Annotated in this window: 12 protein-coding genes; 6 read left to right on the top strand and 6 right to left on the bottom strand. The window is 66.1% G+C overall.

The window, feature by feature from the left end:
• Positions 1 to 192 precede the first annotated feature (192 nt).
• The 3 genes from ACM6JT_RS10955 (at position 193) to ACM6JT_RS10945 (ending at position 4,293) form a co-directional block, all read left to right on the top strand.
• Positions 193 to 2,799, top strand: coding sequence for a circularly permuted type 2 ATP-grasp protein (locus ACM6JT_RS10955; RefSeq protein WP_243566852.1), 2,607 nt, complete (start codon positions 193 to 195; stop codon positions 2,797 to 2,799).
• Positions 2,793 to 3,836 carry a transglutaminase family protein gene (locus tag ACM6JT_RS10950; protein ID WP_414856471.1) on the top strand — a complete coding sequence of 348 codons (1,044 nt, stop codon included), beginning with the start codon at positions 2,793 to 2,795 and terminating at the stop codon, positions 3,834 to 3,836. The genes ACM6JT_RS10955 and ACM6JT_RS10950 overlap by 7 nt, the downstream gene beginning before the upstream one ends.
• Positions 3,837 to 4,020: 184 nt before the next feature.
• Positions 4,021 to 4,293: a hypothetical protein gene (locus ACM6JT_RS10945; protein WP_034179800.1), complete on the top strand. Its 273-nt coding sequence runs from the start codon at positions 4,021 to 4,023 to the stop codon at positions 4,291 to 4,293.
• Positions 4,294 to 4,365: 72 nt separating this feature from the next.
• Here ACM6JT_RS10945 and pip read toward each other — a convergent pair whose 3' ends face one another.
• A complete protein-coding gene (pip, locus tag ACM6JT_RS10940) occupies positions 4,366 to 5,298 on the bottom strand; it encodes a prolyl aminopeptidase (protein ID WP_105391278.1) in 933 nt (310 codons plus the stop codon).
• Between the two features lie 329 nt (positions 5,299 to 5,627).
• Between pip and ACM6JT_RS10935 the strand changes: the two genes are divergently transcribed.
• Positions 5,628 to 6,779: an acyltransferase family protein gene (locus tag ACM6JT_RS10935; protein WP_414856470.1), complete on the top strand. Its 1,152-nt coding sequence runs from the start codon at positions 5,628 to 5,630 to the stop codon at positions 6,777 to 6,779.
• Positions 6,780 to 6,825: 46 nt separating this feature from the next.
• Here the strand turns inward: ACM6JT_RS10935 and ACM6JT_RS10930 are convergent, their stop codons facing one another.
• Positions 6,826 to 7,635 (bottom strand): multidrug ABC transporter ATPase, encoded by an 810-nt coding sequence (locus ACM6JT_RS10930; RefSeq protein ID WP_414856469.1) that lies wholly within the window; start codon positions 7,633 to 7,635, stop codon positions 6,826 to 6,828.
• Between the two features lie 343 nt (positions 7,636 to 7,978).
• Between ACM6JT_RS10930 and ACM6JT_RS10925 the strand changes: the two genes are divergently transcribed.
• Both ACM6JT_RS10925 and ACM6JT_RS10920 read left to right on the top strand, forming a co-directional pair.
• Positions 7,979 to 9,019 (top strand): ParA family protein, encoded by a 1,041-nt coding sequence (locus ACM6JT_RS10925; RefSeq protein WP_414856468.1) that lies wholly within the window; start codon positions 7,979 to 7,981, stop codon positions 9,017 to 9,019.
• 2 nt (positions 9,020 to 9,021) lie between these two features.
• Positions 9,022 to 9,879: an SIR2 family protein gene (locus ACM6JT_RS10920; protein ID WP_414856467.1), complete on the top strand. Its 858-nt coding sequence runs from the start codon at positions 9,022 to 9,024 to the stop codon at positions 9,877 to 9,879.
• Between the two features lie 265 nt (positions 9,880 to 10,144).
• On the opposite strand, the gene ACM6JT_RS10915 is transcribed toward ACM6JT_RS10920, so the two are convergent.
• Genes ACM6JT_RS10915 through ACM6JT_RS10900 form a run of 4 tightly spaced genes read right to left on the bottom strand, consistent with a single transcriptional unit; the run spans position 10,145 to position 14,839 of the window.
• Positions 10,145 to 11,209, bottom strand: a complete 1,065-nt coding sequence (locus tag ACM6JT_RS10915; RefSeq protein ID WP_414856466.1) for a 2-aminoethylphosphonate aminotransferase — start codon at positions 11,207 to 11,209, stop codon at positions 10,145 to 10,147.
• The gene (gene aepY / locus ACM6JT_RS10910) at positions 11,209 to 12,390 is read right to left on the bottom strand and encodes a phosphonopyruvate decarboxylase (RefSeq protein ID WP_243566364.1); all 1,182 of its coding nucleotides are present in this window, start codon (positions 12,388 to 12,390) and stop codon (positions 11,209 to 11,211) included. The genes ACM6JT_RS10915 and aepY overlap by 1 nt, the downstream gene beginning before the upstream one ends.
• Positions 12,387 to 14,075 carry a phosphoenolpyruvate mutase gene (aepX, locus tag ACM6JT_RS10905; RefSeq protein ID WP_034179793.1) on the bottom strand — a complete coding sequence of 563 codons (1,689 nt, stop codon included), beginning with the start codon at positions 14,073 to 14,075 and terminating at the stop codon, positions 12,387 to 12,389. The genes aepY and aepX overlap by 4 nt, the downstream gene beginning before the upstream one ends.
• Positions 14,072 to 14,839, bottom strand: a complete 768-nt coding sequence (locus ACM6JT_RS10900; protein WP_034179792.1) for an NTP transferase domain-containing protein — start codon at positions 14,837 to 14,839, stop codon at positions 14,072 to 14,074. Before ACM6JT_RS10900 ends, aepX begins: the two co-directional genes overlap by 4 nt.
• Positions 14,840 to 14,862 lie beyond the last annotated feature (23 nt).

Here is a 14,862-nt window from a genome sequence, read left to right as displayed (position 1 = left end):
ACGATGCGCGGTTCGCGATTTCCCGGCGCGGCGGGAAGTCGCGCCCCCGCCGGAATGCTAGGATGCGGGCAGATTGCGGCCGCGCGCCGCGGCCCGCCGCCCGTGCGGCGGCGTGCATGCGCGGCCGTGCCCTGACGACGAAACGACACCGTGCAGCCCATTCACTCCGACCATCTCGCCGACCCGGACGCGATGCCCACGCTATTCGATACCGGCGCGCAGCCGGACGCCGCCGAACTGGCCGCCGCGCTTGCGGCGCCGGCCGCCGCCGGCCGTTACGACGAACTGCGCGGCAGCGCGGCCGGCCTGAACGCGCCTGCGCTCGCGCCCGCATGGCGCAGTTTCTTCACATCGATCGGCAGCGACGGCGTGGCCGACCTCGATCGCCGTGCCGACGCGCTGCACCGGCGCATGCGCGAGAACGGCCTGTTCTACCAACTGCACGAGCAGCGCGCCGGCGACGGCGCGGCCGGCCCGTGGTCGCTCGACCTGCTGCCGCTGATCGTCACGCCGGAGGACTGGGTCGCGATCGAGCGCGGCGTGCTGCAGCGCGTGCGGCTGCTCAACGCGACGATGGCCGACCTGTACGGGCCGCAGACGATCCTGCAGCGCGGATTGTTGCCGCCCGCGCTCGTGACCGGCCATCCGGGCTACTTGCGCGCGATGCGCGGCGCGCGCGTGCCGGGCGACACGTGGCTGCACGTCGTCGCGTTCGATCTCGCGCGCGGCCCGGACGGGCAGTGGCGGATCGTCGCGCAGCACACGCAGGGCGCGGCCGGGCTCGGTTATCTGCTCGAAAACCGGCTGATCGTGTCGCGGCTCTTTCCGCGCGGGTTTCGCGGGCTGCGCGTGCAGCGGCTCGCATCCGCGTACCGCGCGCTGCTGCAGAGCATGCAGGCGCTCAGCCCGGCCGCCAGGAATTCGCGGATCGTGCTGCTGACGCCGGGGCCGCACAGCGCGACGTATTTCGAGCATGCGTATCTCGCGCGCTACCTCGGCCTCACGCTCGTCGAAGGCGGCGACCTGACCGCGCGCGACAACCGCGTATTCCTGAAGACGCTGCGCGGGCTCGAACCCGTGCACGGCATCCTGCGGCGCGTCGACGACGCGTGGCTCGATCCGCTCGAACTGCGGCCCGATTCGATGCTCGGCGTGCCGGGGCTGCTGCAGGCCGTGCGCGCCGGCAACGTGCTGCTCGCGAACGCGCCGGGTTCGGGTTTCCTCGAATCGCCGGCCATGCTCGGCTTCATGCCGCGTCTCGCGGAAGGCCTGCTCGGTGAAACGCTGACGCTGCCGGCCGTGCATTCGTGGTGGTGCGGCGAGGCGGCCGCGTGCGACGACGCGCTGCCGCAGCTCGCGCGCGGCATCGTGAAGGCGTCGTATCCGGCTGACGTGCAGGCGGGCGGCCCGTTCGACCCGGTGATCGGCGCGCGGCTCACGCAGGCGCAGCTTGCCGACTGGCGCGCGCGGATACTCGCGCGGCCCGAACACTACACGGTGCAGGCCGACCTGCCGCTGTCGCAGGCGCCGACCTGGCCGGGGCACGGCACGCCCGACGGCAACGGCGGCGCGCGCATCGTGCCGAAGCCGCTGCTGCTGCGCGTGTTCGCGCTCGCCGACGGCGCGCAGCGCTGGCGGCTCCTGCCGGGCGGGCTGTCGCGGGTCGGCACGCGCGACACGCTGTTCAACGCGCCGATGCCGCACGGCGGCAGCACCGTCGATACGTGGGTGATGACCGAAGGCATCGTCGATTCGACGACGCTGCTGCAAACGCACCTCGGCCCGGACGACCTCGTCGAGCGGCCGCGCGCGATCGCGAGCCGCGCGGCCGAGAACCTGTTCTGGCTGGGCCGCTACACCGAGCGCGCGACCAACCTGATGCGCCTCGCGCGCGCCGCGCTCGAACGGCTGCGCGGCGAGGACGACGTCGACAGCCCCGCGCACCTGGAGCTGCTCGACACGCTGTGCCGCGATACGGGCCTGATCGCGGCCGACGCGCCGAACGCCGTCGATGCGCCGCGCGGGTTCCTGCACGCGCTCGCGACGTCGCTGACGCGCGGCGCGGATCGCACGTCGGGAATCGCGTCGTGCCTGTTCGGGATGCGCGGCGCGGCCGCCGCGATCCGCGAACGGCTGTCGAGCGATCAGTGGCGGCTGATCGACGACGCGACGCAACTGTTCGCGGACAGCGCCGACCATCCGGAAGCCGACGAGCAGATCGGCAACGAGGCGCTGCAGTTGCTGGAGCGCCTCGGCCTGCTGCTCGGCGCGATCACGGGCGCGCAGACCGACAACATGACGCGCGACGACGGCTGGCGGCTGCTGTCGATCGGCCGGCAGATCGACCGGCTGGACTTCCTGTGCAGCGTGCTGAAGTTCGCATTCGACGAAGGCGCCGTATATCGGCAGGACGGCTTCGAGCTCGTGCTGGAGCTGTTCGACAGCACGATCACGTTCCGCTCGCGGTTCCAGCGCGGCTTCGACGTCGCGCCGCTACTGTCGCTCGTCGTGCTCGATACCGACAACCCGCGCTCGCTCGGCTGGGTCGTGCAGGCGCTGCGCGGCCGGCTGGCGAAGGTCGAGCGCAGCGAAGGCTATGCGCTGTCCGAACTGGCCGAGACGATTCCGAACGTGCCCGCGTGGTCGCTGCACGAGCTGTGCGAAACCGCCGACGGCGGCCGGCACGACAAACTGCTCGGCATGCTCGACGCGACGGCGAAGGCGGTCTGGGAACTGTCGAACCGGATCGGCGAGCGCTATTTCAGCCACGTGCGCGAGGCGGGCAGGACGCTATGGTGACGACGAAAGGCACGACGAAAACGCCGCCCGGTTCCGGCGCCGGACGACAGACAGCGGCACCGGCCGCGCCTGCCGCACCGGCCGCCATTGCGCCCGGCCGATTGCTGCGTGTCACGCACGATACCGAATACCGGTACGCGGCGCGCGTCGAATCGGCACAGCACCAGGCGCGCCTGCAACCGCTCGCGACGCCGCGCCAGCAGGTGCTGTCGTTCTCGCTCGACATCAACCCCGCGCCGGAATCGGTCTGCACGGAGGTCGACGCGTTCGGCAACGCGCGTGCATCGTTCGCGCTGAACCAGCCGCACGACGCGTTGCTCGTGCGCAGCCGCAGCACGGTGCGCGTGACGCCGCCCGTGTGGTCGCTCGGTGCGCGCGGCGAGCCGCCGCCCGCGATCGCGCATCCCGACGGAAAGCACGCGACTGCATGGGAAGCCGTGCGCGATCGCTTGCGGTTCCGTGCGGGGCAGCCTTACGACGCGGCGAGCGAATTCGTGTTTGCTTCGCCGCACGTCGCGTGCGACGCCGAACTCGCCGCGTATGCGGCCGCGAGCTTCACGCCGCAGCGGCCGCTCGTGCAGGCCGCATGGGACCTGATGCGGCGCGTGCACGCCGAGTTTGCGTACACGCCGAACAGCACCGACATCACGACCTCGGCACTCGATGCGCTGCGATTGCGCAAGGGGGTCTGCCAGGATTTCGCGCACGTGATGATCGGCGCGCTGCGCTCGCTCGGGCTGGCCGCGCGTTACGTGAGCGGCTATCTGCTCACGCAGCCGCCGCCCGGGCAGCCGCGGCTGATCGGCGCCGACGCGTCGCATGCGTGGGTCGAGGTGTACGACCCGGCGTGGCCCGAGGACAACGGCTGGCTGCAGCTCGATCCGACCAACGACCGCGCGCCGGGCGACGACTACGTGATGCTGTCGATCGGCCGCGACTATGCGGACGTGACGCCGCTGCGCGGCGTGATTCGCGGCGGCGGCGCGGATCAGGAGCTGAAGGTCGGCGTGACGGTCGAGCCGCTCGACACGCCGTGATGTCGCGCGATGCCGCCCGCTCGGGCGATTCGCCGTTTAAGTCTTCGTTAATTCTGCACGCCTAGCATGGTTGTGCCGGCGAACGGATCGAGCCTCGGTCCGGCGCCGGCGGCACGCGCGGGTGCGTCGACGTCACGGCGCCGCACCGTCGCGCATCGCCATTCCCCAGCAACGGCGACAGATCATGATCAAGAACTTCGACTACACGCTCGGCAGCGAGACGATTGCGCTCTGCGCGAGCTTCGGCGCGGGGCCGGCGTTGCGCCGCGTGCTCGTGAGCCGCGCGGATTCGATGGAGACGCTGGTGGTGCTCGACGCGCGCGGCCTGTCGGGCCTGCTGAAGGTGGCGACCGAAGAGCCGGAAGGGCTGCTCGACGACGCAATCCGCAAGGTCGGCGACGAACAGCTCGTCGAGCGGGCGATCAGCGGCAGGACGATCGTCGAAACCGCGCTTTGATCGGGCGGCGCGGCGCGTGCCGGCACGCATGGCCGCACGCGCCGCATTGCGTTTCGTTTTGCGTTGCGTCGATTACGCGGCGAACCGGTCCGTCGCCGCGAGCAGCGCCTGCAGGATCCCCGGCTCGTTGTATGCGTGCCCGGCGCCGGGCACGATCTCGAACGTCGCGTCCGGCCACGCCTTCGACAGGTCCCATGCGGTGCGTGCGGGCGTCGCGATGTCGTAGCGGCCTTGCACGATCACGCCCGGAATGCCGGCGAGGCGATGCGCATCGCGCAGCAACTGGCCTTCTTCGACGAAGCCCTTGTTGACGAAGTAGTGGTTTTCGATCCGCGCGAACGCGAGCGCATAGTGGCCGTCCGCGAAGTGCTCGGCGAGCGCCGGATCGGGCAGCAGCGTGATCGTGCGGCCTTCCCAGATGCTCCATGCGCGCGCGGCTTCGAGCTTCGCGGCTTCGTCGTCGCCCGTCAGCCGGCGATGGTAGGCGGCCATCAGGTCGCCGCGCTCGGCCTCCGGAATCGGTGCAACGAAGGCTTCCCACAGGTCGGGGAACAGCCACGACGCGCCTTCCTGGTAGTACCACAGCAATTCCGCGCGACGCATCGTGAAGATGCCGCGCACGATCAGCGCGCTCACGCGTTCGGGGTGCGTTTCCGCGTAAGCGAGCGACAGCGCGCTGCCCCACGAGCCGCCGAATACGAGCCATTGCTCGGCGCCGACCATCTCGCGCAGGCGTTCGATGTCGGCGACCAGATGCCACGTCGTGTTGTTCTCGAGGCTCGCATGCGGCGTCGAGCGCCCGCAGCCGCGCTGGTCGAACAGCAGGATGTCGTAGCGCTCCGGGTCGAACAGGCGGCGATGATCGGGGCTGCAGCCCGCGCCGGGGCCGCCGTGCAGGAACACGGCGGGCTTGCCGGCCGGGTTGCCGCAGCGCTCCCAGTAGATGCGATGGCCGTCGCCGGTGTCGAGGTGGCCGTGGGCGTAGGGTTCGATCGGTGGGTACACAGACAGGCTCCGGGTGAGGGTCGACAGGAGGCGGACGAGGCGCGGGCCGGTGTGCGGGCGGGGCACGGTACCGGGGTATTGCGGCGCCGCAAAAAACTCGTTGCGTGGGCATCGGACCGGCCGCCGCCGGACAAGGCTTGTCATTATGCCAATTCGCCGCTGCCGACGCCGGCTCGCGATGGCGCGCGCCGTCGGTGGTGTCTGCCCCGGGATTTTTGAAGCAATTTCATTCCGATATTTTTCATACAAAATCCCGGCGGCATATCGGCGTGCCGACCGGGGCGCCTGCCTATCTCCTGCTTCTTTACCGTGCCAACGGGAACCAGCCGATGAACCATCGCGTCACGCAGTTGACCGGGTTGCGCGCCGTCGCGGTGTCGATGGTCGTCGTAGGCCATGCCGAGCATGTGCTGCCGGGCGGCTACACGGGCTGGTACGCGCCGTTGCGGCTGATCGCCGACGGCCGGCTCGGCGTGCTGATCTTTTTCGTCCTCAGCGGGTTCCTGATCACCAACGTGCTGCGCGCCGAGTTCGCGCGCACGGGCGGCATCGCGCTGACGTCGTTCTACGTGCGCCGCGCGCTGCGGATCTGGCCGGCCTGCTATGTCTATCTTGCGGCCGTGGCGATCGTGGCCTTCGCCGGCTGGTTCGACGTCGATCGCCGGCAGTGGCTGTATGCCGCGCTGCACCTGTGGAATTACTCGGCGTGGTTCGGGCTGAGCGGCGACAACGCGCTGCATCCGGACGGCGCGTGGTATCTCGGCCATTTCTGGTCGCTCGCGCTCGAGGAGCAGTTCTACTGGTTCTGGCCGCTGCTGTTCGTGTACGGCGCGCGCCGCAGCGGCACGCGCTGGCTGGCCGCGTTGATCCTGATCGTGCCGCTGGTGCGCGCCGTCACGTATTTCGTTGCGCCGGCGCTGCGCGGGCAGCTCGGGATGATGTTGCACACGGGCGTCGATCCGATCCTGATCGGCTGCTATGCGTCGCTCAATCGCGAACGGCTCGAAGCGTGGATCCGTTCGTGGCGCGGGGAGACGCGCATCGTGACTGCGATTGTCTTCATCGTGCTGTTCGGCATGCCGCTCGCCGAACATCGGCTCGGCGGCTTCTGGAATGCGACGTACGGCGTGACGCTCGAAGCCGCGCTGATCGCGATCGTGATCGTCGTGCTGAATTTCCGTAACGAGTTCTGGTGCGCGCGCTGGCTGCGCGCGCGGCCGGTCGTGTTCGTCGGCACGATCTCGTTCAGCCTTTATCTGTGGCAGCAGCCGTTCGCGAACCCGGATCTGCCGGTCGCGCATGCGTTTCCGCTCGGCATAGTGTGGGCGCTGCTGGCCGCGACGGGCAGTTATTTCCTCGTCGAGAAGCCGTTCCTGCGGCTGAAGGATCGGTATATGGCGCGTGAGGCGCGACGTGTGCGTGATGACGCGTTGCTCGGGCCGGTGACGACGGACTCGATTGGGCCGAAGGTCGCGGAGTAGGCCGACGGCGAGCAAACGGGCAGGGCAGTGCGACGCGACCGCTGCGTCACTTCATCGCCGAAGGCGGATACCAGAAGGTTCGGAACATGTCGATGCCATACGACTTGCCGTCGTAACGCACGACCGTGCGCGCCGTTCGCTTGCCCGTGTCCGAATATTCGCCGTCCTTGCGCTGCGTCTTCGTGATGCGGGCCGTGATCGACAAGTCCGCGAAGCCGTGGCTCGACGTTTTCTCGACGGCGATCGTCATGCGTGCGTCCTCGCTGCGCGCGTCGCCGACGCCGGCGCCGCAGGCCGTGCCTTCGCTGCTGACCCAGCCGTAGAGGTTGGTGCCGAACACCGGGCGGATGCGAGCGCCTTCATGTACCCACAGCGTCAATTCTTCGCTCGCGTTGGCATCGGGGCAGCTTGGTCCACGCGCGCTGCTCGTGAAAACGACGCCGAATGCGCGCACGTCGGGCGACAGCCGGTACGGCGCGGTGTCGATGCGATAGCTGCTTGCGCCGATCTCGGTCGCCGCATCTTCCTGGACCACCGACCGCTCGGCCGCAACGACCTTGCCGCCCTCGACGAGCGCGACGACCTGCAGCTTGTCGCTTTCGTCCGGGTTCTTGCGTTTCGGCAGCGAATCGAACGCGACGGCCGCGATCGTCGTGCCCGGCGCGTTCGGCATGACCTTGCACGCCGACGCGACGACGAGCCGGTCCGCGTCGCGCGTGGCGATGCGTGCGCTCGCGATGCCGGCCCAGCGGGCGATGGCTGTGACGGTGTCGTCGCCGCAGGGCTGGCTGTCGGTGGCGTAAGCGGTGGGAGCGGCGGCGAGCGCCAGTAAAGGAATGAAGCGACGGATTTTCATGGGCTCGATGGGGAAATGGGGGCTTCGCAGATTTTCTGGGGGCGTGGGGAGGGGCGTTGGTTTTCGGCCAGCCGCAGCCGCATCTCCCACAACGGCGTACGTCCGCTTTGGGACTGGCAACAGAGGAGTCGACTGGCGTTGAAGGCCCAAGGCGCTCGGGCTTGTTGGTTCCGCTTGGCCAATCTGCCGAGCGAATGGCAACGCTAGGTGGTCGGGATCAAGCATCGCGGCTGGGTGGCGATTACGTTAAGGTTAGTTGTATCATTTCAGACGCCGAGCTAAATCGTCGGTTGTCTCGCCGACACAAACCGACACCGCACCCCAAACAGATGATCGAGGTCACATGATTTCAATTGCGATGTTCAATAACAAGGGTGGCGTCGGAAAAACAACGCTTACCTGCAATATTGCATCATATTTTGCGCGCGAGATGAAACTTCGCGTGTTAGTAATAGACTGTGATCCGCAGTGTAATGCTACACAGTTAATCATGGGCGAAGAGTTCGCGACTGAGTTCTATTGGAACAGTAACGGATATGGCACGGTCACGACGATTCGAGACGTTCTCTCGCCGATTGAGGATGGCGATGCGCATATTTCCGCCGTCCTTCAGCCAATTCTCGGTTCGCGCAACCGTTTTGGTGTGGACGTGCTCCCCGGGCATCCAGGACTGTCTATCGTCGAAGATCGACTAGGCGCAGCGTGGCACGATCTTCTCGGCGGAGATATTGGTGGAATAAGAAAGACTAATTGGAACACCGCGCTCGGCGTTGCGTTACAAGACAGATACGACGTCGTGCTGTATGATTTGGGTCCGAGTCTTGGATCAATTAATCGATGTGTGCTAATTGGGTGCAACTATTTCTTGACGCCGATGGGCGCTGACATATTCAGCATTTTAGGCATTAGAAACATAGCGAATTGGATTCGGCATTGGCTGGAGCTATATAGAAATAGTCTAGCACTATGCGAGCAACGCAACCCCGGTCGACTGCAAGAATATTTGATCGCCTCAGATCCAGGTATTGCTCACGGATATCTCGGCTATACGATGCAACAATATATCGCGAAGTCAAAGGAGGGACAGCGAATCCCCACGGCTAGATATGAGAACATCATCAGGCTTGTTCCTGATGTTATTAGAGATTCTCTCCACGATTATCTAAAGCCCGGCTTGACTGCTGAAGAAGCCCACCTTGGTGACGTGCCACATCTGTACAGCCTAATTCCGCTCGCACAGTCAGTTGCTGCACCGATTCTCGCTCTCAGATCAGCAGACGGCTTGGTCGGTTCACAATATAGACAACGAGATGACTACCAGAGCATTATCGGCTCAGTCTCTCAGCACATCGCAGCGAACATTGGTTTGCAAGCGGGAGCTTGAACATGGTGTGGCCTGTCGCATTGGTAGCGGAGCTATCCGCGCGCCGTGGGATTGTTTTTTTGGGGGCCGGGGCTTCCGCGTCGTGCTTAGGAGCAGATGGCGTTACGCGACCGCCGCTTTGGCGGGCATTTCTTGAGAAAATAAAAGTGGCGTGTCCCGATGGCACGGACTTTACGGCAGTAGATGATCTACTGGCGAAGGAAAAGTATTTGGATGCGGCGGAAGTTTTGCTGGCAAAGATCGCTCCTCCTGACTTTACGAGAATCGTGCGTGAGCAGTTTGTTCAACCTCGGTTCGGCAAGTCGAATATCCATTTATCCGTACTGAATTTGGATCCAAAAATCGTTGTAACGACAAATTATGACGACATTTATGACACGTTCTGCCGCACGGGAGAAGCCCGGGATGGTTACAATGTGTGCAAATACTACGAAGACCATTTAGTCAACGATCTGCGATCACCTGTTCGACTAATTATAAAATCTCACGGTTGTGTATCTGATGCCTCTAGAATTGTGCTAACGCGTTCGCAATATTTCCGAGAGCGACAAAAACATGCGGCATTCTACGCAATTCTCGACGCACTGTTTCTTACGAGTACCGTGTTATTTGTCGGCTATGGTTTGTCCGACCCAGACATTCAGCTTCTTTTAGAAAATGCGACGATCGCGGCGCGAAGCGCGCATCCTCATTACGCTCTCGTCGAAGATTCAATACAGCCAGATATCGAAGCGGCGGCTAAGGCTGCGTACAATATTCACTTCATCAAGTATCCATCGGGGCGTCATGACGAAGCTGAACGTTTGCTTCGGCAGTTGGCCGAAGAGGTAACGCAGTTCCGCATGGCTAATCCCATCTGAATGGACTCAGCAGGTGTATCAACGGCCAGAGCTACCGGTTCGAACGGTCGCAGTTTCCACTCAAGCGGACATCGTCGGAACTAGCGAGAACGACCGAGAAGGGTTGCGGACTTAACCGGTCGATGCAACACACTAGATGCTGCGTGAGCAGTGGAGGTGTTGCATCGGCCGGTTGAATCCGCAGTCGACAAACGACACCCACAGAAATCCCCGAAAAACAAAAAGGGCCCTTGCGGGCCCTCGGTCGACGAGAAAAGTCAGCTGCTTACCGCGTCAGCTCGGTAAAACCATCCAGCAACCGCTCGACATCAGCCGCTCCAATCGCCCCCATCGTCGAAATCCGGAACAGTTCCTTCGACAACCCGCCTTGCCCCGCGTAGATCACGAAGCCACGTGCCTTCAACCCGTCATGCAGCGTCTCGTACGTGACGCCCTGCGGCAGCCGGTACGCGCGCAGCACCACCGGCGACGCCCCCTCCGGCAGCACCAGGGGCATCCCGCGCGCGGCCAGCCCGGCCTGCACCCGGTCGGCGAGCGCCTTGTAATGCGCATGGCGCGCACGCCAGCCGCCGGCTTCGTCGAATTCGCGCAGCGCCTCGACGAGCGCGTAGTACGCGTGCACGGACGGCGTGAACGGCGTGTTGCGCTGGTCCTGCAGTTTCGCGAGACGGCCGAGGTCGAGGTAGTACGTGCGGCTCGCCGCCTTCGCGAGCGCGCTGCGGCGCACGATCACGAACGCCGCGCCCGGCACGCCGTGCAGGCACTTGTTCGCAGTCGCGGCAACCGCGTCGATGTCGCCGCCGGCGAAGTCGATCGCTTCCGCGCCGAAGCTGCTGACGCCGTCGACGAGCAGCTTCACGCCGCGCGAACGACATACATCGGCGATCGCGCCGAGATCGTTCAGGCGGCCCGTCGTCGTTTCGTGATGGATCACCGCGACGTGCGAGTAGCCGCCCGCGTCGAGGCGCGCGGCGATCTGCGCGAGATCGGGCGCCTGCATCCATTCATGCTTCAGCACGTCGTGCGCGATCCCGTACTGTGTCGCGATCTGCGCGATCCGCTCGCCATACACGCCGTTCTCGATCACGAGCAACTTGCCGTCCCGCGGCACGAGCGCCGCGATCATGCTTTCGACGGCGGCCGTGCCGGAACCCGTCATCAACACGGCCGCCCATTCGGCCGGATCGAGTTCGTAGGCGGCGACGAGGCGCGCGCGCGCTTCGTCCTGCAGATCGAAGAATTCGCTTTCGCGGTGGCACAGGTCGGATTGCAGCAGGCTGCGGCGCACGCGTTCGGTGAGCGTTACCGGGCCGGGGTTCAGCAGCAGCATCAAAGGGCTCCTTCAGCGTGGGCTTCGGCCTGCGCGGCGCCGATGTGCCGCATCAGACGAGTCTTGACCTCGACCGGCGTGACGGTCGGGCGGGGCAGGCCGTCGGGCACGCCGGTGCGGATCGCGAGACGAACGAACTGCACCCCGTCGCCCGGCGCAGCCAGCGTCGCATCGAGCACGTCGAGCGTGTCGCCTTCGACCGCCGACGCATAGCCGCATGCGGCTGCGACGCCCGCGAACGACACATGCTGCGACACGGTCGCCTGGCCGCCCGTCGATTCGTGCGCACCGTTGTCGAGCAGCACGTGCGTGAGGTTGGCCGGGCCGTAGGTGCCGAGCGTCGCGAACACGCCCATGCGCATCAGCGCCGCGCCGTCGCCGTCGACGGCCACCACGCGCAGGTCGGGGCGCGCGAGCGCGAGGCCGAGCGCGAGCGGCGTCACGCAGCCCATCGAGCCGACCATGTACAGCTGATTCTCGCGATCGTCGATCGCGTAGAGTTCGCGGCCGCAGAAGCCGGTCGATGCGAGCACGACGGTCGAGTCGACCGGCGTGTGCGCGATCACGCGCTGCAGCGCGTCGTGACGGGTCGGCCATGTGTCGGCCGACGCGGCATGCGACGACGCTTGCGCGGCGACATGCGCGCGCGGCTTCGCCGCCGGGTTCGCCTTCAGTTCATACGGCGCGACGCTGCCTTTCTGCATCACGAGCGCGTACGGGCGGCCCGTCGCGTCCATGTGCGCGATCGCGCGGTCGAGTGCCGGGCCGACCTGTTCGGGGTCGGTCGGGAACGTCTCCCACGGGATCTCCATCGTGTCGAGCATCGCGGGCGTGATCGGGCCCATCAGCGCGTGCTGCGGCTCGTCGGCGACGCCAGGCTGGCCGCGCCACGTGACGATCAGCAGTTGCGGCAGGCGGAACGTCCAGGTCAGCGACGTCAGCGGGCTCACCGCGTTGCCGAGCCCCGAGTTCTGCATCATCGCGATCCCGCGCTTGCCGCCGAGCGTCGCGCCCGCGATCAGCGCGACCGCGTCGCCTTCGTTCGCGGCCGACACGTAGTGCAGCGTCGGGTCCTGCAGCACGTAATTGATGAACGGCGTCAGGTACGAGCAGGGCACGCCCGCGTACCAGTCGAAACCGCGTTCGCGCGCGGCCTCGACGAACTGGGCCGCTTCGATCATTGCGCGCCCCCGTTGCCGGCGCCCGGTTCGGACAGCGGCGTCTGGCCGTGCGCGAAGTCGCCCGCGCGGCGGAAGTCTTCGAGATCGTTGACGCCGCGCCAGTGGCCGTGCACGTACTGCACCTCGATCTTCTCGCCGGCGGCGATCAGTTCGTTGAGGAGCATCGGGATGTCGAGCGTGTCGAAATCGTCGCGCGCCTGCAGTGTCGCGAGCATCGCCTTCAGGCGATCGACGCCGGCGCCGCGCACGTTCAGCAGGCCGATCCAGCGGCCGTGCGGCGTGCCTGCGGCGACGTCGCTCGATACACGTTGCAGATAAGTCTTCTGGCCGAACAGGCCGCGATCGTCCGCAGCCGAGCAGAGCGCGAAGTCGCGCACGCTCTGGTTGGTCGGCTCCGTCAGCGACGAATCGACGACGACGCTGAATTCGGCCTCGCTTTCGGCGAGGTCGCGCAGGATGTAGCTGCGGAACAGCAGGTCGCCGTACGAGATCACGGTGTCGCCGGTCAGGCGTTCCGCCGCGCACGCGAGCGACGCGAGCTCGCCCGTCTGCGCATGGCGCTCGTTGACGACGAGCTTGATGCCCGACGTGTCGATCGCGTCGGCGCGATAGCCGCCGACCACGGTGATGTCGTTCACGCCTTGCTTCTTGAAGCCGTCGACGAGCCAGCGCAGCAGCGGCTTGCCGGCGACCGGCAACATGACCTTGGGCTTGTCTTCGGTGACGGCTTCGAGCCCCTTGCCACGGCTCGCGGCGAGCACGACCGCCGCATTCGACGCGCGCGACGACGACGACAGGTAGATGCGCTCGGCCGCCGAGTATTCGTCGGCGTCCTGCAGGCGGAAGATCTCGTTGACCGACGCGACGCGATCTTCGACGTTGATCAGCGTTTCGTTCTCGTGGATCTCGCGCGCGACGGCCTGCATCGCGGAAGCCGATGCGCGGATCAGGTGGTTCGCCCAGATCACGGTGCTGATGCCGGCCTGGCGGAACACGTCGGTCGGCGTGCTGTAGTACTTGGTCGGCACGATCACGAGCGGCGCCTTGCCGCTCCATTCGCGTGCGAACTGCAGAATCTCGTCCGGGCGCGACAGCTTGCTGTGGATCAGGATCGCGTCGGCGCCGGCTTCCGCATACGCGTTCGCGCGGCGCAGCGCCTCGTCCATCCCCCAGCCCGCGATCAGCGCCTCGACGCGCGCGACGATCGAGAAGTCCGGATCGGTCTGCGAATCCTTGCCGGCCTTGATCTTGCCGCAGAACTCGTCGATCTCGGCGAGCGGCTGGCGCTCGCCGTCGATGAAGCTGTTCGTTTTCGGGAACTGCTTGTCCTCGATGCAGACGCCGGCGATGCCGCGCTGTTCGAGCTTCCTCACGAGGCGGCGCACGTTGTTGAAGTTGCCGTAGCCGGTGTCGCCGTCGAGCAGGATCGGCAGGTCGCTTGCGTCGGCCATGAACTCGAGCACGTCGACGACCTGGGTCCAGCTGGCCTCGTTGTTGTCGCGTACGCCGAACTGCGCGGAGATCGCGAGGCCCGATGCCCAGATCCCCTTGAAGCCGGCCTCGCGGACGATCCGTGCGGACAGGCCGTTGTGCGCTTCCATCAGGAATTCGAGGTCGCTGCTGACGAGCATGCGGCGCAGGCGCGCGCTGCGCGATTCGGTGAAGTTGGGTTCGCGTGCGTTCATCGTGCGGCTCCTGCGGTGGTGCGTTGAATCAGGGGGAGGATTTCTTGGGTGGCGCGTGCGACGTCGTTCGGGAAGTCGATCTCGATCCACGGCGAGCCGGTGACGTCGGCGACGTCGAACGAATGGCCGCCTTCGAGCAGCAGGTCGCGCACGGCTTCTTCGTGCGGCATGTTCGCGCGGCCGCTGTCGACGTAACCCGCGACGATCGTCGCGAGGCGGCGCGCGGTGCCTTCGGTGAAGCGGAAGAAGCCGACCGATTCGCCGATCGTGTCGTAGTCGAGGTCGACCGCGAGCTGCTTGCGCAGCTCGACCGGCACGCCGTTCTTCACGCACAGCTTGACGGGTTCGTCGCCGGCCTCGAAATCGCGGTCGATCAGCAGGCGATCGACCGCCTTGTCGGGATCGGCCACCAGCGCGTGCAGGATGTTCTCGTCATACAGCACGTCGGCGTCCATCAGCAGCACGTCGCCGCCGCGCGTCATCGCATCGGCGACGGTATGCACGGTCAGTACGCTGCCGAGGTCGTAGCGCTCGTTCAGCACGATCTCGGCCTGACGGCCGAGGCGCTTCAATTCCTGCTCGACCTTCCCGGCCTGGAAGCCGAGCCCGAGCACGATCTCGTCGACGCCCACGGCGTCGAGCACACGCAGATGGCGCTCGAGCAGCGAAACGTCGTCGAAGCGCAGCAGGCACTTCGGGAACTGCGCCTCGGGCGGTTGTTGCAGGCGCAAGCCGAGGCCTGCCGCAAGAATGATGGCTCGCATGGGTTCTCCAACCAAAAAGCCGG

Source organism: Burkholderia sp. IT-111MI5, from assembly GCF_949752865.1.
Classification (GTDB): domain Bacteria; phylum Pseudomonadota; class Gammaproteobacteria; order Burkholderiales; family Burkholderiaceae; genus Burkholderia; species Burkholderia pyrrocinia_C.
This window is presented reverse-complemented; position numbering and strand designations above follow the sequence as displayed.